This window comes from Microbacterium californiense (genome assembly GCF_047246625.1).
Lineage (GTDB): Bacteria > Actinomycetota > Actinomycetes > Actinomycetales > Microbacteriaceae > Microbacterium.
The window spans coordinates 1,686,511-1,708,653 of record NZ_JBFOKQ010000001.1 but is presented as its reverse complement, the minus strand read 5'-3'; the positions used below and the strand labels follow the sequence as shown (position 1 = coordinate 1,708,653).

Sequence of the window (22,143 nt, the reverse complement as noted above, 5' to 3'; positions counted from 1 at the left end):
CGGTCGTTTCAGGGGGTGGGGTCGAGCAGGGAGGGGGCGGCGCCCAGCAGGGTGCGCGTGTAGTCGTCGGTCGGCGCGTCGAACACGCGGGCCGCGTCGCCGTACTCGACGACCTTGCCCCGGTTCATGACCGCGATCTCGTCGGAGAGGTAGCGGACGGTCTGGATGTCGTGCGAGATGAACACCATCCCGAGTCCCAGCTGCTCCTTCAGGTCGGTCAGCAGGTTGAGGATCTGCGCGCGCACCGAGACGTCGAGCGCGCTGGTCGGCTCGTCGGCGACGATGACCTGCGGATCGAGCACGAGGGCCCGGGCGATGGCGACCCGCTGGCGTTGGCCGCCGGAGAGCTGGCTGGGCAGCGCGTCGAGCGCGGATGCCGGCAGGCCGACGAGCCCGATCAGATCACGCACCTTGCGGGCGCGGCTGTTCCGGTCGCCGAGGCGGTGCACCTGCAGCGGATCGAGCAGCGCATCGCGCACCGTCATCCGCGCGTTCAATGCTGTCGCCGGGTCCTGGAACACGACCGACAGGATGCGGCCGAGACGTCGGCGGACCGCCGGGGTGAAGGAGCGCACGGGCTCCCCATCGAAGACGACCAGTCCGCTCGTCGGCTTCTCGAGCCCGATCAGCACCTTGGCCGAGGTCGACTTGCCCGAGCCGGACTCACCGACGATCCCCAGCGTCTGTCCCCGCCGCACGCTCAGCGAGACGCCGGCGAGCGCGTCGACGTGCTGCGGACGGAACAGCGACGAGGCGCGGGTCTTGTAGCGGACGTGGACGTCTCTGAGTTCGATGACCGAGGTGCTCATCGTCCGGCTCCGATCGCGTCGACGGGCGCATCGTCGGGATGCGCGGAGTAGAAGTGCTCGGTGCCCTCGATCCGTCGCCGCACCGGGCGGACGCCGGCGAAGCGCGCGGGATCGGAGGACCGAGGGGCGAAGCGGTCCCCGGCCGGGAAGTCGCGCGGCGAGGGCACGATGCCCGGCACCTGGTGCAGGCGGTCCGTGCCGTCCTCGATCGACAGCACCGCGCCCAGGAGACCGCGCGTGTACTCGTGCACGGGCTGCGCGAGAACCTCCCGGGTGGTGCCCTGCTCGACCACCTGACCGGCGTACATGACGGTGATGCGGTGCGTCAGCTCGGCCACGAGGGCGAGGTCGTGCGACACGAACAGCATCGCGAACCCGAGCTCCCGCTGCAGGCGCAGCAGCAGCTCCACGACCTGGGCCTGCACGGTCACGTCGAGCGCGGTCGTCGGCTCGTCGGCGATCACGAGCCGCGGGTCGCGGGTGAGGGCCATGGCGATCAGCACCCGCTGACGCTGCCCGCCCGAGAGCTCGTGGGGGTACGAGGCGAGCGTGCGCTGGGGGTCGAGCCCGACCATCTCGAGCAGCTCCTCGGCCGTGCGGGTGCCGCCGCGCGAGGTCAGCTGCTTCATCTGCGAGCGGATGAGCATCGACGGGTTGAGCGAGCTCAGGGCGTCCTGGTAGATCATGGCGATGTCGTGCCCCCGCAGCGCGTTGCGCTCCTTGGGCGACATCGTCAGCAGATCCTCGCCGTCGAACAGGATGCGGCCGCGGATGTCGGCCTTCGGGTCGAGCAGGCCCATGATGGCGAGCGACGTAATGGACTTGCCGCACCCGGACTCGCCGACGAGCGACATGGTCTCGCCCGGGCGCACCGTGAAGCCGACATGGTCGATCACGTCGACGTCGCCGTGCCGCGGGAACGAGATGCACAGATCCTGCACCTCCAGCAGCGGCTCGGCGTCGGCCGTGTAGACCAGGCGGTCCGTGCGGCTCAGCTCCCGCTCGCGCAGGCGGTCCAGCCGCTCCTCCAGGGGCACCGCGGGCGCCGCGATGACGAGGGCGTCGGGCACGCCGCTGGGCACCGAGAGGTTCACCGCGGTGTCGACGGTGGCGATCACGTGCGTGTCGTCCACGGCCGCACTCTCGAGCTCCGAGGTGGACTCCTCGGTGTTCGCGGCATCCGCGGTGAGCTTCCGGGCCCGGGGCGAGACCATCGCGTCGGTCAGCCCCTCCGAGAGGATGTTCAGGCACAGCACCGTGATCATGATCAGGAGTCCGGGGAAGAACGTCGCCCACCACGCTCCGCTCATGAGCAGGTTGCGGCCCGCGGCGATCACGTTGCCCCAGGACGGCTCGGGGTCGGGGACGCCGGCCTGGAGGAACGACAGCGACGCCTCGAACACGATGGCGTCGGCGACGAGCACCGTCGCGAAGACCAGCACCGGCGCCATGGCGTTGCGCGCGACGTGCTTCACGATGATGCGGGGCGTTCCCGCGCCCATCACCCGCACCGCCGAGACGTAGTCCTCGCCGTACTGGTCGAGGATGTTCGCCCGCACGATCCGGGTGAGCTGCGGCACGTAGAGGAAGGCGATCGTGAGCACCAGGACCGGCAGGGACTTGCCGAACACCGCGACGAAGACTGCGGCGAGCGCGATGCCGGGGAACGACATCACGACGTCCATGATCCGCATCACGATCTCGGCCAGCCACTTCGGGGCGGTGGCGGCCACGGTGCCGATCACGCAGGCCGCCGCGAGGGCGACCAGCGTCGCGCCGAGGCCGATCACGAGGGAGTACCGGGCGCCGTAGACGAGCCGCGAGAAGATGTCGCGGCCCTGGCGGTCGGTGCCGAACCAGTGCTCCGGACCCGGGGGCTGCACCGGGGTGCCAGAGGCGAGCGGGTCGTACGGCGTCAGCAGCGGCGCGAAGATCGCGGCGAGCGCGACCACCGCGAGCACGACCAGGCACACGGCGGCGCCGAGGGAGAGCCGGCCGAAGCGCAGTCGGGGGAGGGAGAGTCGTTCCGTGAGTTTGCGTCGCATGTCACACCGCCCGGATTCGGGGATTGATGAGGACGTACAGGAGGTCGACGATGATGTTGATCACCACGAAGGCCACGGCGACGGCGAGCGTCACACCCTGCACGAGGTTCGGTTCGTTGTTGGTCACGCCGTTGAGGATGACGGTGCCCATGCCCGGGATGGCGAAGATGATCTCGATGACCACCGCGCCGCCCAGGAGGTAGCCGATCCGCAGCCCGAGCACGGTGACCGGGGTGATCAGGGCGTTGCGCATGACGTTGCGGCCGACGACGACGACGCGCGGGATGCCGGCGCCCAGGGCCGTGCGCACGTAGTCGCGATCGAGCTCCTCGACCATCGAGGTGCGGACGACGCGCGAGAGCTGGCCGATCACGGGCACGGCGAGCGCGAGGGCCGGGAGCGTCATGCGCGCCAGCCAGCCGGCCGGGTCTGTCCACGGGTCGGGCAGCGGACCGGATGCGGGGAGGATGTTCCACCCCAGGGTGAAGAGCTGGATGAGGAGGATGGCGAGCCAGAACGACGGCGTGGAGAGGGCCGCGACACCGAACACGCGGATGACCTGGTCGGGCCAGCGGTCGCGGTACACGGCGGCGAGCACGCCGATGAGGAAGGAGACCACGACCGCGATGACGAGACCGAGGAAGGTCAGCGCGAGCGTGACGGGGAACGCCCGCACGACCTCGTCGATCACGGGGAGACGCCGCGCGGAGTACGTGCCCAGGTCTCCCTGCAGCATCCCGAGGAGGAACCCGACGTAGCGGACGAGGAGCGGCAGGTTCAGCCCGTGGTCCTCGCGGTAGGCCTCGAGAGCCTCGGGCGACGCCGTCTCACCGAGCGCGGTGCGCGCGGGATCGACGGGGGAGAACGACATCACGAAGAACACGAGGAACGTGATGCCGAGGATCATCAGGGGCAGCTGCAGCAGCCGTCGGCCGATGAGGCGGAGCGTGTGGGACACGTGCCGATCCTTCCGGGTGGGTGGTGAGGTGGGGGCGCGCGGGGACGCGCCCCCACCCCGTCTTCGGGACTACTTCGCCGCGACGCCGACGTCGAGGAACGACAGACCCGTGGTCGGGACCGGCTGGAACCCGACGAGCTCCTGGCTGCTCCACGCCGTGGGCAGCTTGCGGTGCAGGAGCGGGTACAGGACGGCCTGGTCGGAGAGCAGGTCGAAGGCCTCGTTCCAGGTCTCCTGCTGCGCGTCGCCCTCCTGCTGGATGGCGGTGCCGAGCAGCTCGCGCAGCAGCGCGTAGTCCTCGGTGTCGGACCAGTTGGTGCGCGTGTTGGTCCACACGTTGTCGCCGTACCACCAGTTCATCAGCAGGTCGGGGTCGCTGCCGAATACCGAGGGGTCGCCGGGGGCGACGGCCACGGTGTAGTCGCCGGAGTCGACCTTCTCGTACATGGATGCCGACTGTCCGATGTCGAGGGTCGTCTTCACGCCCACGGCATCCAGCGATTCCTTCACCAGCGGCGCGATCTCCTTCACCCAGCCGGTGTCGGTCGTGAGGAGCGTGATGGCGAGGTCCTCGACCCCGGCCTCCTCGAGGAGGCTCTCGGCCTTCTCCGGGTCGTAGGTGTAGACCGTCGACGCCTCGTGGTAGTTCGGGTACGTCTCGGGCAGGAACGACGTCGCGGCGGTCGCGTTGCCGAGCAGCCCGGTCTCGATGATCTTGTCCATGTCGAGGGCGTAGAACAGCGCCTGCCGCACGCGGACGTCGTCGAAGGGCGCCACGTCGGTGTTGAACATCATGAACAGCAGGCCGAACGACTGCACGCTCTCGACGTCGGCCGACGAGGCGAGGGCATCGACGTCGATGTAGGGCACGTCTTCCATAGCCTGGATGGTGCCGGTGGACATCGCCGTGACGCGGGCCGAGGCGTCGGCCAGCAGGTTCCAGTTCATGCCGGCGGCCAGCGCCGGGCGCGGACCGTTGTAGTCGTCGTAGCGCTCGAACACGATCTTGTCCTCGGGGGTCGCCGAGACGAGCGCATACGGGCCGGAGCCGACGGGGTTCGCGCCGAAGGCCTCGGGGTCGGCCTCGACGACGGCCTTCGGCACGATCTTGACGATGCCCAGGCGGTCGTTGATGAGCGAGTACGGGTAGTCGGTCGTGATCCGGACGGTGTCGTCGTCGACGGCCGTGACGGTGTCGATGAAGTCGATGTACGTCGTGAAGAGCGATCCGCTGGCCGGGTCGAGCACCCGGCCGTAGCTGAAGACGACGTCGTCTGCGGTGACGGGGTCGCCGTTGTGGAAGGTGGCGTCCGCGCGGAGGTCGATCTCGTACGTGGTGTCGTCGACCTTGGTGGGCAGGTCGGCGGCGAGCGCCGCGTAGGGCTTCTTCGTGACCGGGTCGAGGTCGACGAGACCCTCGAACACGTGCCAGTTGGCGGCGACCGTGACCGCGCCGGACGCGATCATCGGGTCGAAGCTGCCGTTGAGCGAGTACGAGATGCCGGCCTCGATGATCGCGTCGGTATCGATCTCGGCGGCTGCCGCGCTCTCCTCGGGCTCGGCGGTCGAGCCTCCGCCGCAGCCGGCGAGCGCGACGGATGCGGCGACGGTGCCGGCGATCACCATCGCGAAGCGCCCCTTCCGGGCGCGAGTGACGTGTCGATTCATGTGTGCTCCAGGGTGGTGTGGGACATCTTGAGGACATCTGATGTCTGATGTACTCTAAACACAGGTTCGAGCAGATCACAAGAGTGAGATGATCGGAGCGTTTCGGTCCGGGACGAGAGGGAACCAGATGAAGTCCACCACGAGTAGAGCGTCGCGCATGCGTCGCTCGACCACGGCGGATCAGATCAAACAGCTCATCCTCGCCCGCGGACTCGTGCCGGGAGACCCGCTGCCCACCGAGAGCGAGCTCTGCGAGACGCTCGACGTGTCGCGCTCCTCGGTGCGCGAGGCCATCCGCACGCTCTCGACGCTCGACATCGTCGACGTGCGGCACGGGCACGGCACCTACGTCGGACCGATGTCGCTCGACCCCATGGTGGAGGCGCTCGTCTTCCGCGGAGTCCTCTCGCCCGAGGGTTCGCTGCAGTCGCTGCGGGAGGTCGTCGAGGTGCGCCTCGCCCTCGATCTGTCGATGGCCGAGCGGGTGGTCGCCGCCGCCGGCCTCGACGTCGGCGAGGAGCTCGACGAGCTCGTCGACGAGATGGTCGACAAGGCCGCCAGGGGCGAGCACTTCCTCGAAGCGGATCGCGCCTTCCACACGCGCCTGTTCGACACGATCGGCAACCGCCTCGTCGGCCAGCTCGTCGGCGCGTTCTGGGACGTCCACACCGCCGTCCTCCCCCAGCTCGACATCGACCAGCCGGAAGACATCCACCAGACCGCGAAGGCGCACGGCGACATGCTCGCCGCCGTGCGCGCCGGCGACGTCGACGCGTACCGGCGCGCGGTCGTCGAGCACTACAAGCCGCTGCAGCGCGTGCTCGCCAGCGCCGAGACCGCGCGCCCGGTGGCATCCTGACTCGATAGAGTTGCTCCCCGGTACACCCACACGATCCCGGGGGACGCACTTATGTCGGTTGGTCTGCTCGCCGTCGTCGACGACATCCTGAGCGCTGCGATGAAGGCCTCGGCCAAGGCGGCCGGCGTGGTGATCGACGACGCCGCCGTGACCCCGCAGTACGTGCAGGGCATCACGCCCGCGCGCGAGCTGCCGGTGGTCGCCAAGATCGCCCTGGGGTCGCTCGCGAACAAGTTCGTGATCATCATCCCGATCGCGCTCCTGCTCACCGCCTACGCCCCGTTCGTGCTGCCGTACCTGCTCATCCTCGGAGGGGCGTACCTCTGCTTCGAGGGCGCCGAGAAGGTGCTCGAGTGGTTCGGCGTGCAGCACGGCCACGCCGAGGAGGGCGCCCGCAACGAGAACAAGCTCGTGTGGGGCGCCGTGCGCACCGACCTGATCCTCTCGACCGAGATCATGCTCATCTCGCTGTCGAACCTCGAGGCGGGGCTCGACATCTGGACGACGCTCGCCGTGCTCGCCGTCATCGCCCTGATCATGACGGGCGTCGTCTACGGCGCCGTCGCGCTGCTGGTCAAGATCGACGACATCGGGCTCAAGATGGCGAAGAGCGCCGAGCGCCGCGTGCGCCACACGGGCACCCGCATCGTCCGGTCGATGCCGGCCGTGTTCCGGTTCATCAGCGTGCTGGGCACCGTCGCCATGCTGTGGGTCGGCGGGCACCTGCTGCTCGTCAACCTCGGCGAGGTGGGCGTGCACTTCGGCGCCGACATCCTGCACGGCATCGAGCACCTGCTCGAACCCGCCGGCGCCGTCATCGTCTGGATCGGCGACACCCTGTTCTCCGCGATCGCCGGTCTCGTCGCCGGTCTCGTGATCGTCGGCGTCGTCCTGCTCATCGCGAAGATCTTCGGCACGAAGCCGAGCTTCCACGAGGGCGAGGAATCCCCCGCCGACGTCCACGTCTGAGACGCGTCAGCGGCGCGCGTGGTCGGCGCTGTGCAGCCACTCGTCGAAGGCGATCTCTCCGCGGAGGGCCTCCGAACCGCCGCGCAGGGACCCCGAGGCGAGGCCCTTCCCGTACGCTCCGGGGAGCCGCACGTCGAGCACGGGGCGGCGGATGCCGTCGTAGGCGAGCTGCCGTCGCATCAGGTCGGCGAGCGTCTCGTCGCGCGGACCGACGAGGTCTCGCGCGCGCCCCGCGGCACCCGCCTCGGCGACCCGCACGAGATGAGCTCCCACCTCGCGCGCCGCGACCGGCCGCATGAGGGTGCGCGGAGCCAGGGCGAACGGCCCGCCGATCTGACCGAGGATCTGACCGGCGAACTCGTGGAACTGCGCGGCCCGGGCGATCGTGAACGGCACGGTGCCGGCCGCGACGGCCCGCTCCTGCGCCAGCTTGCCGGCGTAATACGAGGAGTCGATGCCGTCGATCCCGACGATCGACAGCGCCACATGGTGTCCGACACCGGTCTGCGCCTCGGCCGCGAGAAGATGTCCGGTCGCCGTCTCGAAGAACCGCCGCGCCTTCTTCGCCGACAGCGTCGTCGTGTTGGCGACGTCGATCACGGCATCCGCTCCGGCGAGCGCCGCGACGAGTCCGGCACCGGTGAGCACGTCGACGCCCTGCGACCGCGCGAGCACGACGACGTCATGCCCGGCGGCGCGAGCGGCCTCGACGGTGTGGCGGCCGACCGTTCCGGTGCCTCCTGCGACGGCGATCTTCATGGGGTTCCTCTCGTCCCGGGGTGCGTCTCTCGTCACCCTGTCACAGGTATGACGACGCGAGCGGCGCGGGTGTGAGGTCGGTAGTCTGCGAGAGAAGACCCGCGACGAGGAGCGACCGTGCACGATGACGCCGACGACGTGTCCGTCGAACGCCGCCGTCTGACGGCCCTGGCGTACCGGATGACGGGGACGCTCGCCGACGCGGAGGACGTCGTGCAGGAGACCTACGTGCGCTGGTACCGGATGACGGATGCCGAGCGCTCCGGTATCCGCAATCCCGGCGGGTGGCTGACCACGGTCGCGAGCCGCATCTCGCTCGACCTGCTGACCTCCGCGCCGCGTCGGCGGGAGCAGTACGTCGGGCAGTGGCTGCCGGAGCCGGTGCCGCTCGACCTCTTCGTCGACCACGGCCGGCCCGCCCCGACGACCGCCGTGCTCGACGACCCGTTCGAGCGCGTGGCTCTGGACGAGTCCGTCTCGACCGCGCTGCTCGTGGTGCTCGAGGCGATGACGCCCGCCGAACGGGTGGCGTTCGTGCTGCACGACATCTTCGACGTTCCCTTCGGCGAGATCGCGGAGATCATCGACCGGTCACCCGCTGCCGTGCGCCAGCTCGCGACCTCGGCCCGGAGGCACGTGCGCGAGCAGCGAGCCACGGTGGTGCCGCGCGCCGAGCACGACAGGGTGGTGCGGGCGTTCCAGCGCGCGAGCCGCACCGGTCTCGTCGAGGAGCTGCTGCGGGTGCTGGCGCCGGACGTCGAGTTGCGCAGCGACGGCGGCGGGGTGGTGCGTGCGGCGCTGAACACGGTGAGCGGCGCGGATCGGGTGGCCCGGTTCCTGCTCGGCATCGCCGGCAAGCGGCCCGACATGCGTCTCGAGGAGCTTGAGACGGGCGACGGCCTGGCGTTCCTGTTCCGGGAGCACGGCGACGTCGTCTCGGTCATGAACCTGGGCGTCCAGCACGACCGCGTCTCCCGGCTCTGGATCATGATGAACCCCGAGAAGCTCTCGCACTGGCGAGCCCCGCTCAGTACGGCGCCGTGAGCCCCTCGAACATCGGAAAGTGCTTCACGTTGCGGGTGAGGAGGCTCGCGTCCACTCCCCCGGCATCCTGCTAGCGTCGGCGGTGCGCCACCCGAGGCGCGGACGCAGGAGAACCAGTGCAGATCAGGGATGCCGGGATCGCCGACCTCGAGTCGATCACCGCGATTCACAACCACGCCGTGGTGCACACCACCGCGATCTGGAACGAGGACCCCGTCGACGTCGACGACCGGGCGGCCTGGCTCGGCGAGCGCTCATGCGACGGCTTCCCCGTGATCGTCGCGGTCGACGAGTCGGGCGTGCTCGGCTACGCCTCCTACGGACGATGGCGCCCGCACAGCGGCTTCCGCCAGACCGTCGAGCACTCCGTGTACGTGCGCGACGGCCAGCAGGGGCGCGGCATCGGCCGGGCGCTCATGACCGAGCTCATCGCGCGGGCGCGAGCGCACGGCATCCACGTCATGGTCGCCGCCGTCGAGAGCGGCAACGTGGCCTCGATCGTGCTGCACCAGCGGCTCGGCTTCGTCGAGGTGGGCCGTCTGCCCCAGGTCGGCGCCAAGTTCGGGCGCTGGCTCGACCTCTCGTTCCTGCAGCTGACCCTCGATGAGCGGCCCACCCCCGCTCCGGCATCCTGACCGATGGATCCTCTGCACTGGCTGGTCGAGGCCTTCACCTCGTCGTGGGTGCTCCCGGGTGGTCAGACGCTGCTCGTGCGGGAGGTCGTCGGCAACGCGTTCGGGCTCGCGAGCGCGCTCGGCGGACTGCGGCGACGCCTCTGGGCGTGGCCCGTGGGCATCGTCGGCAACCTGCTGCTGCTGACCGTGTTCCTCGGGTCGATCCTGAGCCCCGACCAGTCCCTGCCGCATCTGCTCGGGCAGGCCGGACGGCAGGTCATGTTCATCGCCGTCGCGATCTACGGCTGGGTGCGCTGGCGCCGCGCCGAGGGCGGGCGGGTGACACCGCGCTGGGCGCCGAACGGCGCGCGGATCGGCCTCATCCTCGTGATGATCGTCGGCACCGTGGCGCTCACTCCGGTGTTCCGGGCGCTCGGCTCGTGGGAGCCGGTCTGGGCGGACGCCTGGACGTTCGTCGGCTCGCTCCTCGCGACGTACGGCATGGCGAAGGGCTGGACGGAGTTCTGGCTCATCTGGATCGCGGTCGACGTGGTCGGCGTGCCGCTGCTGTTCAGCTCGGGGTACTACGCCACGGGCCTCATGTACGTGATCTACGGGCTGTTCACGGCCGCCGGCTTCGTCGTCTGGTGGCGGGCGCAGCGGACCCCCATGGATCCGCTGCCCGTCGCCCAGACCGCGATGATCCCGGTCGTGCGCGACGACGCCCCGACCGATCGGGATGACCGCGCGTCCTGAGGCGGGTCGACGCGGGCGCTCGCTTCAGCTCGGATCGCGCCGGCGCAGCACCCCCGCCAAGAAGAGAACGGCGACGCCGACCACCGGGATGATCAGGAGGCCGATGCGCAGCCCCGCGGCATCCGCCACCAGGCCGACGAGAGGCGGCGAGAGCAGGAAGCCGAGCCGCATGAGCCACGACACGAGCGTGAGCCCGGTGCCGTGCCGCAGCCCCGGCAGCCGGTCGGCCTCGCCCATCGCGGCGGCGACCAGCGGCGCGACGCCGAAGCCCGCGGCCGCGAAGCCGATGATCGTGCCGGGCACCGAGGGGAATGCCAGTGCGAGCCCCATGCCGATCAGCACGATCAGGCCGCCCACCCGCACGACGGTGCGCTGCCCGAACCGGTCGACCAGTCCGTCGCTGAGCAGACGTCCGACGAACTGGGCGCCGACGAGGGCGATGAATCCCGTCGCGGCGAGCGCCGCCGGGGCGCCCAGCGACGACAGGTAGAGGGTCGCCCAGGTGTTGCCGGCGTCTTCGACGATGGTTCCGGCGACCGCGATCATCACCAGCCCGATCAGTGTGCCGATGACTGCGGGACGCACGCCCGACGCCAGAGTCGAGCGCACCTCGTCGACGTCGGCCACCGCGTCGTCGTCGGCCACCTCGTCACGCCCCGGCAGGCAGAAACGCAGGGCGGTCAGCGAGGCGGCCGAGAAGAGCACGGCCGAGATGGTCAGGTGGATGCCGAGGGGCAGCCGCAGCGCGATCGCGCCCGCCGCCATCGCCCCTCCGACGACCGCGCCGATCGACCACACGGCGTGGAAGGAGTTGAGGATCGAGCGCCCGTAGCCCCGCTGCACCCGGAGAGCGTGGGCGTTCTGCCCCACGTCGGTGATGGCGTCCATCGCCCCGCCGATGAACAGCCCGAGGGCGAACAGCAGCACCGACGGCGCCAGTCCCGCGCCCAGCACGCCGAGTCCGGTGAGGATCGTGCCGAACACCGCGACCTTCGCCGAGCCGAAGCGGCGGATCAGTGCGGCGGCGGCGAGGCCGGCCACGATCGCGCCGACCGGGAACGACGCCACGGCCAGGCCGTACACCGTGTTGTCGAGACCCAGCTGGTCCTTGATCTCGGGGAACCGCGGGAGGATGTTCGCGAAGAGGGCGCCGTTCGTGAAGAACAGCGCGGCGACGGCGCCGCGCGCGCGTCGGTCGGCACGGGTGATCTGCAGAGTGGCCATGGGTGTGGCTTTCGGTGTCGGGCGCCGCGGTCAGCGGACGGGGGTCGCGGTGATGCGGTCCACGGCGAGCGCGACCTCGGCGGGATCCCGCCGCTCGGTGTCGAGCGCGCGGTGGATGGAGACGCCCTCGATCAGAGCGTCGAGCATGCGTGCCGTCTCGGGGTCGAAATGCCGCTCGAGTGCGTCGCGGCTGCGCCGCATCCAGGCGGTCGTGAGGGCGCGGTACGACGGCTCGCGCGCGGCCAGCGTGTAGAGCTCGTGCGAGAGCACGAGCTCTCGCGGGCTCCCGAAGACGTCTTCCAGGATGATCGCGACGACGGCGGCCCGGGCGGACTCGAGGTCGGATGCCGCGGCCATGCGCTTCTCGAACCGTTCGCTGACCGTGGTGCCGAAGCGCGTGAAGGCCTCGTGCAGAAGTTCGTCGATCCCGGAGAAGTAGTAGGTCATCGATCCGAGGGGCACGCCCGCCGCCTCGGCGATGCGGCGGTGCGAGGCGCCCGCGACGCCTGCCTCGGCGAGGACGTCGAGGCAGGCGTCGATGATGCGGTCCCGGCGCTCGGGGTCGTTCTGGCGACCTCGGCGCGTACCGGCGGCGGGTTCAGTCGGCATCGTCCCCTCCGATCGAGCGGAGGACGCGAGCAGGATTGCCGACCGCGACGACATCGGCCGGGATGTCGCGCGTGACGACCGATCCCGCGCCGATCACGCTGTTGTCGCCGATGGTGACTCCGGGGCACACGATCACTCCCCCGCCCAGCCACACGTTGTCGCCGATGGTGATGGGCTCGGCGGACTCGAGCTTGGCGCGGCGGGGCTCGGGGTCGATCGGATGCGTCGGCGTGAGCAGCTGCACGTGGGGCCCGATCTGGCAGTCGGCTCCGATCGTGATCGGGGCGACGTCGAGAGCGGTGAGGTTGAAGTTGACGAAGGTGCGGGGTCCGATCGTGATGTGGGCCCCGAAGTCGACGTGGAGCGGCGGGCGCACCACCACGCCCTCGCCGAGGTCGCCGATGAGATCGTGCAGCCACCCGTTCGCGGCGGGGTCGCCGGCCAGGGTCTGCCGACGGTACAGGTCGGCGAGGCGCGCGGCGCGGGCGGAGAGCGCCGCCAGCTCGGGATCGTCACCCACGTACGGGTCGCCCGCGAGCATCCGCTCCCGGTTCGTGCGCGTGTCTGCGGGGATCTCTTCGACCATGCGTCGATGGTAGCAGGAGATGCGTACGGTCGTACGCACTTAGCGTCGACCACACGACAGGACGAGGAGAGCCCCGCGTCGGGCGTGACGCGGGGCTCTCGGAGCAGGTGGGGCGGCCGTCAGTCCCGGGTCGACGAGGAGAACAGTCCCCGCAGGACCAGGAACACGACCACGGCGACGACGAGCACGATGGCCAGCTTCGCGATGAACCACAGGAGCGAGAACAGCGCGCTGACGATCCACCACGCGATCACGATGGCGACGATCACGCCGAGGACGGTCCAGATGGTGTTCTTGTTCATGCCTCCAGCCTAGAGACTCCGAGGGCGGAAACGAGGCGGTTAGGCTGCGGGGACCTCCTCGATCGAGAAGTACACGGGGATGCCGCGCTCGCGCGCGATCGCGACGTCGGTGTCTGCGCCGGCTGATGCTCCCGGCAGGCGCAGCACGGCGTCGCAGTGCTGGAGCAGTCGCCGGGCGGTCTCGTACATGACGTCGCCCTCCCCGGCATCCGATTCCGACAGGGTGCGCAGGATCGGCAGAGCGACCCATTCGCCGATCATGGGCACGTGGCCGAGGCGGTACAGCGGGCCCGACGCCTCTTCGAGACGCGCGAGGTTCTGGGCGATGCGGGCGGGGTCGCCGTCGGCACCGGAGCGGTAGGGACCGGCGATGAGGATGAGCAGTGGCCTTTTCATAGCGATGACTGTAGCGTTAACCGTGCAAAAACGTGCAACTTCGTGAAGGAACCGTATGCTGGGCGCACAGCGCAAGATCCATCTGCTCGATCTCCTGACCCGCGACGGCCGGGTGGTCGCGAAGACCGTCGCCGAGGATCTCGGCGTCTCGGAGGACTCGATCCGCCGCGACCTCCGCGAGCTCGCCGACGAGGGCCGACTCATCCGCGTCTACGGCGGCGCTCTCCCCGTGCCCGCCGCGGACCGTCCCGTGGCCGAGCGTCTCGATGTCGCCGGCGCCAGCAAGGAGCGCGTCGCCCGGGCCGCAGCCGCCGGCATCCGCCCGTCCTCGACGATCGTGCTGGACGCCGGGACCACCACGCTCGCCCTCGCACGTCTGCTGCCGAGCGGCACCGGACTCACCGTCATCACCCCGAGCCCCGCGGTGGCCGTCGCCGTGGCCGAGCACTCCGACGCCCGCGTCGTCATGATCGGCGGGGAGCTCTCCCGCCACTCCCTCGTCGCCGGCGGCTCGCTCGCCATGGAGGCGATCCGTCATCTGGCCGCCGACACGTTCTACCTCGGCGCGACCGGCATCCACCCCGAGCACGGCCTGACCACCGGCGAACTCGACGATGCCGTCACCAAGCGGGCCATCGCCGAGCGCTGCGCCGAGACCATCGTGCTCGCGAGCGAGGAGAAGGTGGGCGCCGTCTCGCGCTTCCCGGTGCTCGACCTCGGCACGGTGAACGGGATCGTCACCGATCCCCGCGACGAGAACCCCCTGATCGACGACCTGCGCCGGCGAATCGGCGGGCAGGGCTGAGACACCGACCTCACACCGCGGGCGCGTGCGTCGTCATCCTCTCGAGAGCGCAGATCGCGCTCCGCTCAGAGGAGACATCGTGTCGCACGTCAACATCGCCAAGGTCTACGCCGCCCCCTACCAGTCCATGCTCGAGCTCAGCGCCAAGGCCGAGGAGGCGGCGGCCGATGCCGGCCTGTCGCCCCTGCTCGTCGAACTGGTGAAGGTGCGGGCGTCGCAGCTGAACGGCTGCGCGTTCTGCCTGCGCATGCACGCGGCGGATGCCGTGAAGCACGGCGAGACCGCCGACCGCCTGGCCGTGGTCGCGGCCTGGTGGGAGTCGCAGTACTTCACCGCCGAGGAGCAGGCGGCGCTGCAGCTCGCCGAGCGGATCACCGTCATCAGCGACCACGGGCACCTGCCCGACCGCGGCATCGCGCCGGAGGACGCGCTCACCGAGAAGCAGATCGCGGCCGTGACGTGGCTGGTCGTCGTCATCAACAGCTGGAACCGCATCGCGATCAGCAGCCACTACCCCGTCGCCCCCTGAGCCCGTCCTTCGTCTCGCTTCGCTCGCTCAGGAACCGGGCTCCCGTCACCGGTTCCTGAGCGAGGAGCGCAGCGACGAGACGAAGGACGCCCCCTGAACCGGGTTCCCGCCGTCAGGCGACGGAGGCACTGTCCTCGGGCTCGGAGGAGACCACCTCGACCGGGGCGACGGCGGCTTCGCGGTGCGCGCGCAGCTCCGCGGGCATCGACCCCAGCTCCCGCCACAGGTGAGCGATCGAGGCCGCCCCCTGCAGCAGCATCCCGATGTCGATGCTCTCGTCGCTGGAGTGCCAGTGGTCCTCTGGCAACCCGGTGCCGAGGAAGTAGATCGGCACGCCCAGGGTCTTCGTCAGCAGATCGGCCGGACCCCCTCCCGCGTTGCCCATCCGACCCTGCACGGGAATGCCGTGCCCGAGGGTGAGGGCGCGCTCCAGGGCGTCCATCACGGGGCCGCCGGGTGAGACGTACGGCTCCTGCGCGATGTCCTCGTCGACTGTGAACGTGTACTGCGCCTCGCGCGGCATCGCCTGGGCGACGTAGGCGCGCAGCTGATCGGCGACGGTCGCGATCCTCTGCCCCGGAGCGGTGCGGATGCTGAGCGACGCCGTCGCCTCGCGCGGGATCACCGACCGCTGGAAGCCCGCCGGGTCGCCGGCGACGAGCGAGATCACCTCGATGGATGGCCGCGCCCACAGCCTCTCCTTGAGCGTGTAGCCGATCTCGCCGGCGATCTCGCGCGTCTCTGTGCGCTCGACCCAGGTCTGCGGATCGAAGGGCAGCGCGGCGAACTCGTGCGCCCGCTCCTGCGTGAGGGGTTCCACGTCGTCGTAGAAGCCGGGCACGGCCACACGTCCGTCGGCGTCGTGGAAGCCGGCGAGCACCTGCGACAAGGTGAGGGCGGGATTGACCGTCACGCCCGACGCGACGCCGCTGTGCAGGTCGCGCTCCGGGCCGAACACCGTGAGCGTCGCGGTCAGGGTGCCGCGCATGGAGGTGACGGGGGCCGGGGCATCCGCCTTCCACTGGATCGTGTCGGAGAAGACGACCACGTCGCAGGCGAAGCGCTCGGCCTGCTCCTGAAGCAGCGCGGCGAGGTTCGGGGAGCCGATCTCCTCCTCGCCCTCGATGAGCATCTTGACGTTGAGGTGCCCGCAGCGCTCGGAGCAGGTCTCGCGGTGCGCGCGCAGACCCCAGACGTGCGCGAGCACCTGGCCCTTGGCGTCGGACGCGCCCCGCCCGTACAGCCGGCCGTCGCGGATCACGGGGGTGAACGGCTCGGTCTCGCTCCACTCCTCGGGCTTCGCGTGTCGTACATCGTGGTGGCTGTAGACGAAGACGGTGGGCGCCTCGGGGTCGACGATCAGTTCGCCGTACACCGCGCACGACTCGCCGGTCTCGAAGATCGTGGTCTCCATGCCGGCGTCCCGCATCTCGCCGGCCAGCCAGTGCGCCGAGCGGACCACGTCGGCGCTCCGATCGGGATCGGCGGCGATTGAGGGGATCGTCACCCACGTCGACAGGCGCTCGAGGAGATCCCCGAGGTTCTCCTCCAGATAGTGTCCGATCGCGCCGGCAACCCTGCCGGAGTGGGAGATGTGGTCCATTCGATCACCCTGTCCGTGCCGATCTGCCGGTCACAGGGGCTTGACTCGGCGGGTGTCCGCCAGGTATCCCGCCCCGGCGGGAGCGACCTAGGAGTACAGGAGGTCGGCGGCGACGGCATCCGCCCAGTCCGGCACCGCGAAGCGCGCCGGGTCGTTCCATTCCCCGGCCGTGATCTGCGCGAAAGCGCCGCGCACGCCGAAGAGCTTCTCGATCGGAGTCCAGTCGGACTCCCCCGGCATGGGGATGAGTGAGCGCTCCTCGAGCGCCCCCGGGTGGATCTCCTCGATGAGGGAGAGCAGGCGCGCCCCCGCGTGCACCGGGCGGAGGGCGTCGGCATCGGTCACGTGCAGGATGACGCCCTCGCAGGCCTCGCCCGCGTGGTCGCGCACGAGGGGCGTGAAGCCGTACGGGACGGCGGCGAGGCCCGGGAGGTTCTCGTCGCGGATCGCCGCGGCATAGCGCTCGCCGTCGATGAAGGGTGCGGCGATCGCCCGGAACGGCACGGCCGTGCTGCGGCCCTCCGAGACGTTCACCCCTTCGGCGAGGCACGTTCCCGGGTAGAGCAGCGTCGTCGTCGGGCTGGGGAGGTTCGGGGACGGCGGCATCCAGGTGCGCTCCTGTCCGTCGATGCTCGCGTCGCGCGACCACCCCTGCACCTCGATGACGTCGAGGTCGACGTCGATGCCGCGCGTGCGCACCCAGTGGCGCGCGAGCTCGCCGATGGTGAGTCCGTGCCGGATCGGCATCGTCCATCGGCCGACGAGCGACTGTCCGCGCTCGTCGAGCATCGGCCCCTCCGCGCGATCGAGCCGTCCGCCGATGGGGTTCGGCCGGTCGAGCACCACGACGGCCACCCCGGCGTCGGCGCAGGCCTCGAGCAGGTGGCTCATCGTCCAGACATAGGTGTAGAAGCGCGCACCGACGTCGGGCAGGTCCACGAGCACCACGTCGAGGCCGGCGAGGTCGCTCGCCGACGGGCGCACATGGTCGCCGTAGAGGCTGCGCACCTCGACGCCGGTCACCGGATCGGTGAGGTCGCCCACGTGTTCGCCCTCCCGCGCGCGTCCGCTGAGTCCGTGCTCGGGGCCGAACAGCAGCGAGAACGTCCAGCCGGCCTCGTGCAGGGCCTGGCGGCCGCGGACGAGGTCCGAGGTGAGCGCGAGGTCGTTCGTCAGCATGCCGATGCGGCTGCCGGTGAGACGGGAGAGGAGGTCGGGGCGGATGTCGCGGCGGACGAGACGGTCGATTCCGAGGTGCATGGCTTCAGTCGATTCTGTGGTCGGTGACGGCGTTGAAGGTGCGCTGCAGGTTGTCGGCGATCGTGTCGTAGTCGGCCTGCGCGATGCGCGTGAAGAGGAAGTCGAGGATCGCGAGCTGGGCGATCCGGCTCGCCATGGCGCCGGAGCGGAAGGTCGACTCCGTCACCGCCGTCACGAGCACCAGCCGGCAGACGCGGGCAAGGGGCGAGCGCGGGTTGTTGGTGATCGCGATGGTCGTGGCCCCGGCCCGGTCGGCGACCTCGGCGGACTGCACGATCTCGAGCGTGCGCCCCGAATGCGAGATCGCGATGGCCACGTCGCGGGTATCGAGCAGGGCGGCGCCGGTGAGGGCGAGGTGCAGGTCGGTGCGGGCCTGGGCCACGAGCCCCGCGCGATGCAGCTTCTGCTCGAGGTCCTGCGCGGCGAGGCCGCTGGATGCGGCGCCGTAGATGTCGATGCGGCGAGCGCCCCGCACGGCCGCCACGCAGCGTTCGAGCTCGTCGATGTCGATCTGGCGGGCGGTGCGCTCGATGGCGGATGCCTCGGCGAAGGCGATCTTGCGCACGGTGGTGCCCGCGTCGTCGTGGCGGCTGACATCGCCCTCGGCGACCTGGAAGCGCTCACGGTCGGAGGCGCTGCGGTCGAGGTCGGTGGCGAGCGACAGCCGGAGGTCGGGGAACCCGGAGAATCCGAGGCTCTGGGTGAAGCGGGCGATGCTGGCGACGGAGGTGCCGCAGACGGCGGCGAGTTGCGTGATCGAGTTGTCGACCGCGCTCTGGGGGTCGGCCAGCACGTGCTCGGCGATCCGTCGCTCGGTGGGGGTGAGCGCCGTCAATCGCTGGTGAATGGCGGTCATCGCACTGGTGGGCACGCGAACAGGATGGCACGGATGGGGCGTTGAGTGAAAGGAATTTTCGAAAAGGGGTTGCGATTCTGTAATTCATTGCCCAAAGTGGGCGTGAGGCCTTCTCGCATCCGATCGACGCGTCACGGCCACCCGACAACGACGTCCCCGGGGAAGCGCAGCCGCGGTCCGACTCGCGCCCCACGACGTTCCGCACCACAGCAGAGATGCCACGGCCCGTCCACGGCTCTCACAACCGAGAGGAACCTCATGCGACACCGCACGACCCGACTTGCCTTCACCGCAGGTCTTCTCGCCACGGGTCTCGCCGTGGCAGGCTGCGCGCCCGCCGCCTCCAGCGGAGAGGACGACGCCGAGAACGTCACCCTCAAGATCTGGTCGTGGCAGGCCTCCTCCTCCCCCAAGTGGGAGGCCGTGTTCGACACCTACGAGGAGTCGCACCCCGGTGTGACCATCGAGTTCGAGGGCTACCAGCCCACCGAGTACAACCAGATCCTCGCCACCGGCCTCGAGGGCAGCGACGGACCCGACATCGCGATGCTCCGCGCCTACGGCGGCATCCAGCCGGCCATCCAGTCCGAGCAGCTGGTGCCGATCGACGACATCGTCGACGGGCTCGACCAGTTCGACCCGACCGTGCTCCGCGCCGCACAGGGCAAGGACGACGGCGCCACCTACGGCGTGCCCTTCGCCTACCAGACCATGCAGATGTTCTACAACAAGACGATGTTCGACGAGATGGGCCTCGAAGAGCCCACCGACTGGGACGAGTTCATCGACCTGCAGGAGACGCTCCTCGAAGAGGGCGTCACGCCCATGGCGCTCGGCGCCCGCGAGGACTGGGTGCTGCCGATGTTCCACGACATCGTCGGCTCGGCCAACTACGGCGGCAGCGAGTTCGAGGAGAAGGTGCTCGCGGGCGAGGTCGACTTCACCGACCCCGCCTACGTCTCCTCCCTGCAGATCGTCAAGGACATGCAGAAGTACCTCGACAAGAACGTCAACGCGATCGCGGTGGCGGATGCCGTCCTGCAGTTCACCTCGGGTCAGGCGGCTCAGTGGCCCGGCGGCTCGTTCGACCTGCCGACCTTCCAGAGCTCGGCACCCGACACCGAGTGGGGCGTCTACGAGGTGCCGCCGGCACCGGGCAGCGCCCTCGACCACGCCGTCACCCCGGGCTACGCCGACGGCAGCTTCGGCATCAACGCCGCGAGCGACAACCAGGACGCCGCCGCAGAGCTCCTCAACTGGATGACCACGAAGGAGTTCGGCCAGCTCGTCGCCGACGAGGTCGACCAGTTCTCGGCCCTGCCGGGCGTCGAGTACTCCGACCCGCTGATGCAGGAGATGAACGAGCAGTACAACGCCAACCCGGCGCCGTACCTGCTGCTCGTCGACTTCCGCTACGGCGACCCGACCGGGACCGCCGTGCTCGGCCCGGACATCCAGGCGATGTTCCTCGGCGACAAGACGCCGGAGCAGCTGGGTGCCGACCTGCAGTCCGGGGTCGCCACCTGGTTCACGCCCGCATCCTGACCGGACCGTGAAGGGGGGCGTCGATCCCGGCGCCCCCCTTCACGCAGCGAAAGACACACCATGGCATTCACCCTCCCCCTGCGACGGGAGAAGTCGCGGCGCACCCGCCCCCGCACGGGCATCGCGCTGACGACTCCGACCGCCACCCTGTTCGTCCTCCCGGCCGCGGTGCTGTTCGCCGTGCTGATCCTGTACCCGATGCTCGCCGCACTCAGCTACTCGTTCTTCGACTGGCAGGGCACCAAGCAGGGCGGGTTCGCGGGCGTCGCGAACTACATCACGCTCCTCACCAAGGAGCCCTACGCGTCGGAGCTGTGGAACGCGTTCGGGCACAACCTGCTGCTGTTCGCCGGTGCGCTCGTCTTCCAGAACTCGCTCGGCCTCGGCATCGCGACGCTGCTGCACCGCCGCAAGCGCACGAAGCGCTTCTTCCAGACGATCTTCGCCCTGCCGTACCTCGTCAGCCCCATGGTCATCGGCTACCTGTGGTCGCTGATGCTGTCGCCGCTGTTCGGTCCGGTCAACGCCATCCTCCGCGGCGCCGGACTCGAGAGCCTCGCCCTGCCGTGGCTCGGCGACCCGCAGCTCGCGATCTGGGTCATCGTGCTCGTCAGCGCCTGGCAGTGGATCGGCTTCCCGATCCTGCTCTACGGGGCAGCCCTCGGCGGCATCCCGGAGGAGATCGAGGAGGCGGCCTCGCTCGACGGGGCGACGGCCGGCAAGCGGTTCCGCTACATCACGCTTCCCATGCTCACCCCGACGATCGGCATCATCACCGTGCTGACGTTCATCGGCAGCATGGAGGCCATGGCCATCCCGTTCGCCCTCGCCGGCTCGAACGGCGCCCCCGCCGGGTCGACCGACGTGATGATGCTCCTCTTCTACCGCACCGCGTTCGAGTCGGGGAACCCGAACTCCATCGGCGTCTCGTCCGCACTCGCGACGGTCCTCTTCATCTTCATCATGGTGATCTCGGTCGTCATCACCTCGACCATGCGCCGAGCCGAACGAAAGCTGTTCTGATGAGCACCTCCACCCCGCTCCTCGATGAGCCCACGACCGAGGCGATCGTCTCGGGCAAGCGCGCCGTCACTCCGCGCCGCCGCAGCGGCCGCACCTCCGACGCCCCCTTCATCGGGCGCCTGTTCGCGAACGTCTTCCTCTGGGGCTACGCGATCGTCGCCATCGGCCCCCTGCTGCTCATGGTCAACAACTCCCTGCGCACGCAGCAGCAGATCGCGACCGAGCCGTTGGGACTCCCGCTCCAGCCCACGTTCACGAGCTTCCAGAACGCCTGGATCACGGCATCCTTCGACACCTACTTCATCAACTCGATCACCGTGACGGTCGGGTCGGTCATCGTGACCACCGTCGTGTCGGTGCTCGCCGCCTACGCGTTCGCCCGCGCGCGCGCCAAGTTCTTCCGCGGCATCGAGGCGGTGTTCCTGTCGGGGCTCATGCTGCCCGTGCACCTGGCGATCCTGCCGCTGTTCTACCTGCTGGACTCGCTGAAGATGACGAGCAACGTGTTCAGCCTGATCCTCGTCTACGGCGCCCTCGGCATCCCGTTCACGACCTTCGTGCTCACGGTGTTCTTCCGCGCGCTGCCGATCGAGCTCGAAGAGGCGGCGCGCATCGACGGCGCCGGACCCCTGCGCACGTTCCTCCGCATCCTCCTGCCGCTCGTGCGGCCGGCGCTCGCGACGGTGATCGTGTTCCGCTTCGTACCCGTGTGGAACGACTTCTTCTACCCGTTGATCCTGCTGCGCGACCGAGACTCGTACACGCTGCCCGTGGGTCTGACCCGCTTCTTCGGCGAGTACTCGACCGACTGGCCGCAGCTGTTCGCCGGTCTGACGATCGCGACGATCCCGCTGGTGGTGCTGTTCCTGCTCGCGACGAAGCAGATCATCAACGGCCTCACGTCCGGCATGAGCAAGTGAGCCG

23 protein-coding genes are annotated in these 22,143 nt (G+C 69.9%); 10 read left to right on the top strand and 13 right to left on the bottom strand.

Annotated elements, in window-relative coordinates; all coding sequences use genetic code 11:
- Window positions 1–8: 8 nt before the first annotated feature.
- The 4 genes from AB3M82_RS08075 to AB3M82_RS08060 form a co-directional block, all read right to left on the bottom strand.
- Window positions 9–809, bottom strand: coding sequence for an ABC transporter ATP-binding protein (locus AB3M82_RS08075; RefSeq protein WP_412956920.1), 801 nt, complete (start codon window positions 807–809; stop codon window positions 9–11).
- Complete coding sequence (locus AB3M82_RS08070; RefSeq protein ID WP_412956918.1) at window positions 806–2,854, bottom strand: dipeptide/oligopeptide/nickel ABC transporter permease/ATP-binding protein; 2,049 nt, start codon at window positions 2,852–2,854, stop codon at window positions 806–808. Before AB3M82_RS08070 ends, AB3M82_RS08075 begins: the two co-directional genes overlap by 4 nt.
- 1 nt (window position 2,855) lies before the next feature.
- Window positions 2,856–3,812 carry an ABC transporter permease gene (locus AB3M82_RS08065; RefSeq protein WP_412956917.1) on the bottom strand — a complete coding sequence of 319 codons (957 nt, stop codon included), beginning with the start codon at window positions 3,810–3,812 and terminating at the stop codon, window positions 2,856–2,858.
- 69 nt (window positions 3,813–3,881) lie between these two features.
- On the bottom strand, window positions 3,882–5,480 hold the full coding sequence (locus tag AB3M82_RS08060) for an ABC transporter substrate-binding protein (protein WP_412956915.1): 1,599 nt from the start codon (window positions 5,478–5,480) through the stop codon (window positions 3,882–3,884).
- 157 nt (window positions 5,481–5,637) lie between these two features.
- Between AB3M82_RS08060 and AB3M82_RS08055 the strand changes: the two genes are divergently transcribed.
- Entirely contained in the window at window positions 5,638–6,339 is a 702-nt protein-coding gene (locus AB3M82_RS08055; RefSeq protein WP_412956914.1) for a FadR/GntR family transcriptional regulator, read from the top strand.
- A 51-nt stretch (window positions 6,340–6,390) separates the two neighbouring features.
- Window positions 6,391–7,308, top strand: a complete 918-nt coding sequence (locus tag AB3M82_RS08050) for a DUF808 domain-containing protein (RefSeq protein WP_412956913.1) — start codon at window positions 6,391–6,393, stop codon at window positions 7,306–7,308.
- Between the two features lie 6 nt (window positions 7,309–7,314).
- On the opposite strand, the gene AB3M82_RS08045 is transcribed toward AB3M82_RS08050, so the two are convergent.
- Complete coding sequence (locus AB3M82_RS08045) at window positions 7,315–8,067, bottom strand: SDR family oxidoreductase (RefSeq protein WP_412956912.1); 753 nt, start codon at window positions 8,065–8,067, stop codon at window positions 7,315–7,317.
- Window positions 8,068–8,184: 117 nt separating this feature from the next.
- On the opposite strand from AB3M82_RS08045, the gene sigJ reads away from it, so the two are divergent.
- From sigJ to pnuC, 3 genes are all read left to right on the top strand, one after another.
- Window positions 8,185–9,111, top strand: a complete 927-nt coding sequence (gene sigJ, locus AB3M82_RS08040) for an RNA polymerase sigma factor SigJ (RefSeq protein ID WP_412956910.1) — start codon at window positions 8,185–8,187, stop codon at window positions 9,109–9,111.
- 116 nt (window positions 9,112–9,227) lie between these two features.
- Complete coding sequence (locus tag AB3M82_RS08035; protein WP_412956909.1) at window positions 9,228–9,746, top strand: GNAT family N-acetyltransferase; 519 nt, start codon at window positions 9,228–9,230, stop codon at window positions 9,744–9,746.
- 3 nt (window positions 9,747–9,749) lie between these two features.
- Window positions 9,750–10,481 carry a nicotinamide riboside transporter PnuC gene (gene pnuC, locus AB3M82_RS08030; protein ID WP_412956908.1) on the top strand — a complete coding sequence of 244 codons (732 nt, stop codon included), beginning with the start codon at window positions 9,750–9,752 and terminating at the stop codon, window positions 10,479–10,481.
- Window positions 10,482–10,505: 24 nt separating this feature from the next.
- On the opposite strand, the gene AB3M82_RS08025 is transcribed toward pnuC, so the two are convergent.
- From AB3M82_RS08025 to AB3M82_RS08005, 5 genes are all read right to left on the bottom strand, one after another.
- The gene (locus AB3M82_RS08025) at window positions 10,506–11,705 is read right to left on the bottom strand and encodes an MFS transporter (RefSeq protein WP_412956906.1); all 1,200 of its coding nucleotides are present in this window, start codon (window positions 11,703–11,705) and stop codon (window positions 10,506–10,508) included.
- Window positions 11,706–11,735: 30 nt separating this feature from the next.
- Complete coding sequence (locus AB3M82_RS08020) at window positions 11,736–12,314, bottom strand: TetR/AcrR family transcriptional regulator (RefSeq protein ID WP_412956904.1); 579 nt, start codon at window positions 12,312–12,314, stop codon at window positions 11,736–11,738.
- Window positions 12,304–12,900, bottom strand: coding sequence for a sugar O-acetyltransferase (locus tag AB3M82_RS08015; RefSeq protein ID WP_412956903.1), 597 nt, complete (start codon window positions 12,898–12,900; stop codon window positions 12,304–12,306). Before AB3M82_RS08015 ends, AB3M82_RS08020 begins: the two co-directional genes overlap by 11 nt.
- 119 nt (window positions 12,901–13,019) lie before the next feature.
- Window positions 13,020–13,202: a hypothetical protein gene (locus AB3M82_RS08010; RefSeq protein WP_412956901.1), complete on the bottom strand. Its 183-nt coding sequence runs from the start codon at window positions 13,200–13,202 to the stop codon at window positions 13,020–13,022.
- Window positions 13,203–13,241: 39 nt separating this feature from the next.
- Window positions 13,242–13,598, bottom strand: a complete 357-nt coding sequence (locus AB3M82_RS08005) for a DUF4406 domain-containing protein (RefSeq protein ID WP_412956900.1) — start codon at window positions 13,596–13,598, stop codon at window positions 13,242–13,244.
- Between the two features lie 55 nt (window positions 13,599–13,653).
- On the opposite strand from AB3M82_RS08005, the gene AB3M82_RS08000 reads away from it, so the two are divergent.
- Window positions 13,654–14,403, top strand: a complete 750-nt coding sequence (locus AB3M82_RS08000; protein ID WP_412956898.1) for a DeoR/GlpR family DNA-binding transcription regulator — start codon at window positions 13,654–13,656, stop codon at window positions 14,401–14,403.
- Between the two features lie 79 nt (window positions 14,404–14,482).
- Window positions 14,483–14,932, top strand: coding sequence for a carboxymuconolactone decarboxylase family protein (locus tag AB3M82_RS07995; RefSeq protein WP_412956896.1), 450 nt, complete (start codon window positions 14,483–14,485; stop codon window positions 14,930–14,932).
- A gap of 112 nt (window positions 14,933–15,044) precedes the next feature.
- On the opposite strand, the gene AB3M82_RS07990 is transcribed toward AB3M82_RS07995, so the two are convergent.
- From AB3M82_RS07990 to AB3M82_RS07980, 3 genes are all read right to left on the bottom strand, one after another.
- Window positions 15,045–16,535, bottom strand: coding sequence for a M20/M25/M40 family metallo-hydrolase (locus AB3M82_RS07990; RefSeq protein WP_412956895.1), 1,491 nt, complete (start codon window positions 16,533–16,535; stop codon window positions 15,045–15,047).
- An 87-nt stretch (window positions 16,536–16,622) separates the two neighbouring features.
- Entirely contained in the window at window positions 16,623–17,795 is a 1,173-nt protein-coding gene (locus AB3M82_RS07985) for an exo-beta-N-acetylmuramidase NamZ family protein (protein WP_412956894.1), read from the bottom strand.
- A gap of 4 nt (window positions 17,796–17,799) precedes the next feature.
- Window positions 17,800–18,666: a MurR/RpiR family transcriptional regulator gene (locus AB3M82_RS07980; protein WP_412956893.1), complete on the bottom strand. Its 867-nt coding sequence runs from the start codon at window positions 18,664–18,666 to the stop codon at window positions 17,800–17,802.
- A gap of 243 nt (window positions 18,667–18,909) precedes the next feature.
- Here AB3M82_RS07980 and AB3M82_RS07975 point away from each other — a divergent pair, with 243 nt between their 5' ends.
- Genes AB3M82_RS07975 through AB3M82_RS07965 form a run of 3 tightly spaced genes read left to right on the top strand, consistent with a single transcriptional unit; the run spans window position 18,910 to window position 22,139 of the window.
- Entirely contained in the window at window positions 18,910–20,196 is a 1,287-nt protein-coding gene (locus AB3M82_RS07975) for an ABC transporter substrate-binding protein (protein WP_412956891.1), read from the top strand.
- A gap of 60 nt (window positions 20,197–20,256) precedes the next feature.
- The gene (locus tag AB3M82_RS07970; protein ID WP_412956890.1) at window positions 20,257–21,219 is read left to right on the top strand and encodes a carbohydrate ABC transporter permease; all 963 of its coding nucleotides are present in this window, start codon (window positions 20,257–20,259) and stop codon (window positions 21,217–21,219) included.
- Complete coding sequence (locus AB3M82_RS07965; RefSeq protein ID WP_412956889.1) at window positions 21,219–22,139, top strand: carbohydrate ABC transporter permease; 921 nt, start codon at window positions 21,219–21,221, stop codon at window positions 22,137–22,139. The genes AB3M82_RS07970 and AB3M82_RS07965 overlap by 1 nt, the downstream gene beginning before the upstream one ends.
- Window positions 22,140–22,143 lie beyond the last annotated feature (4 nt).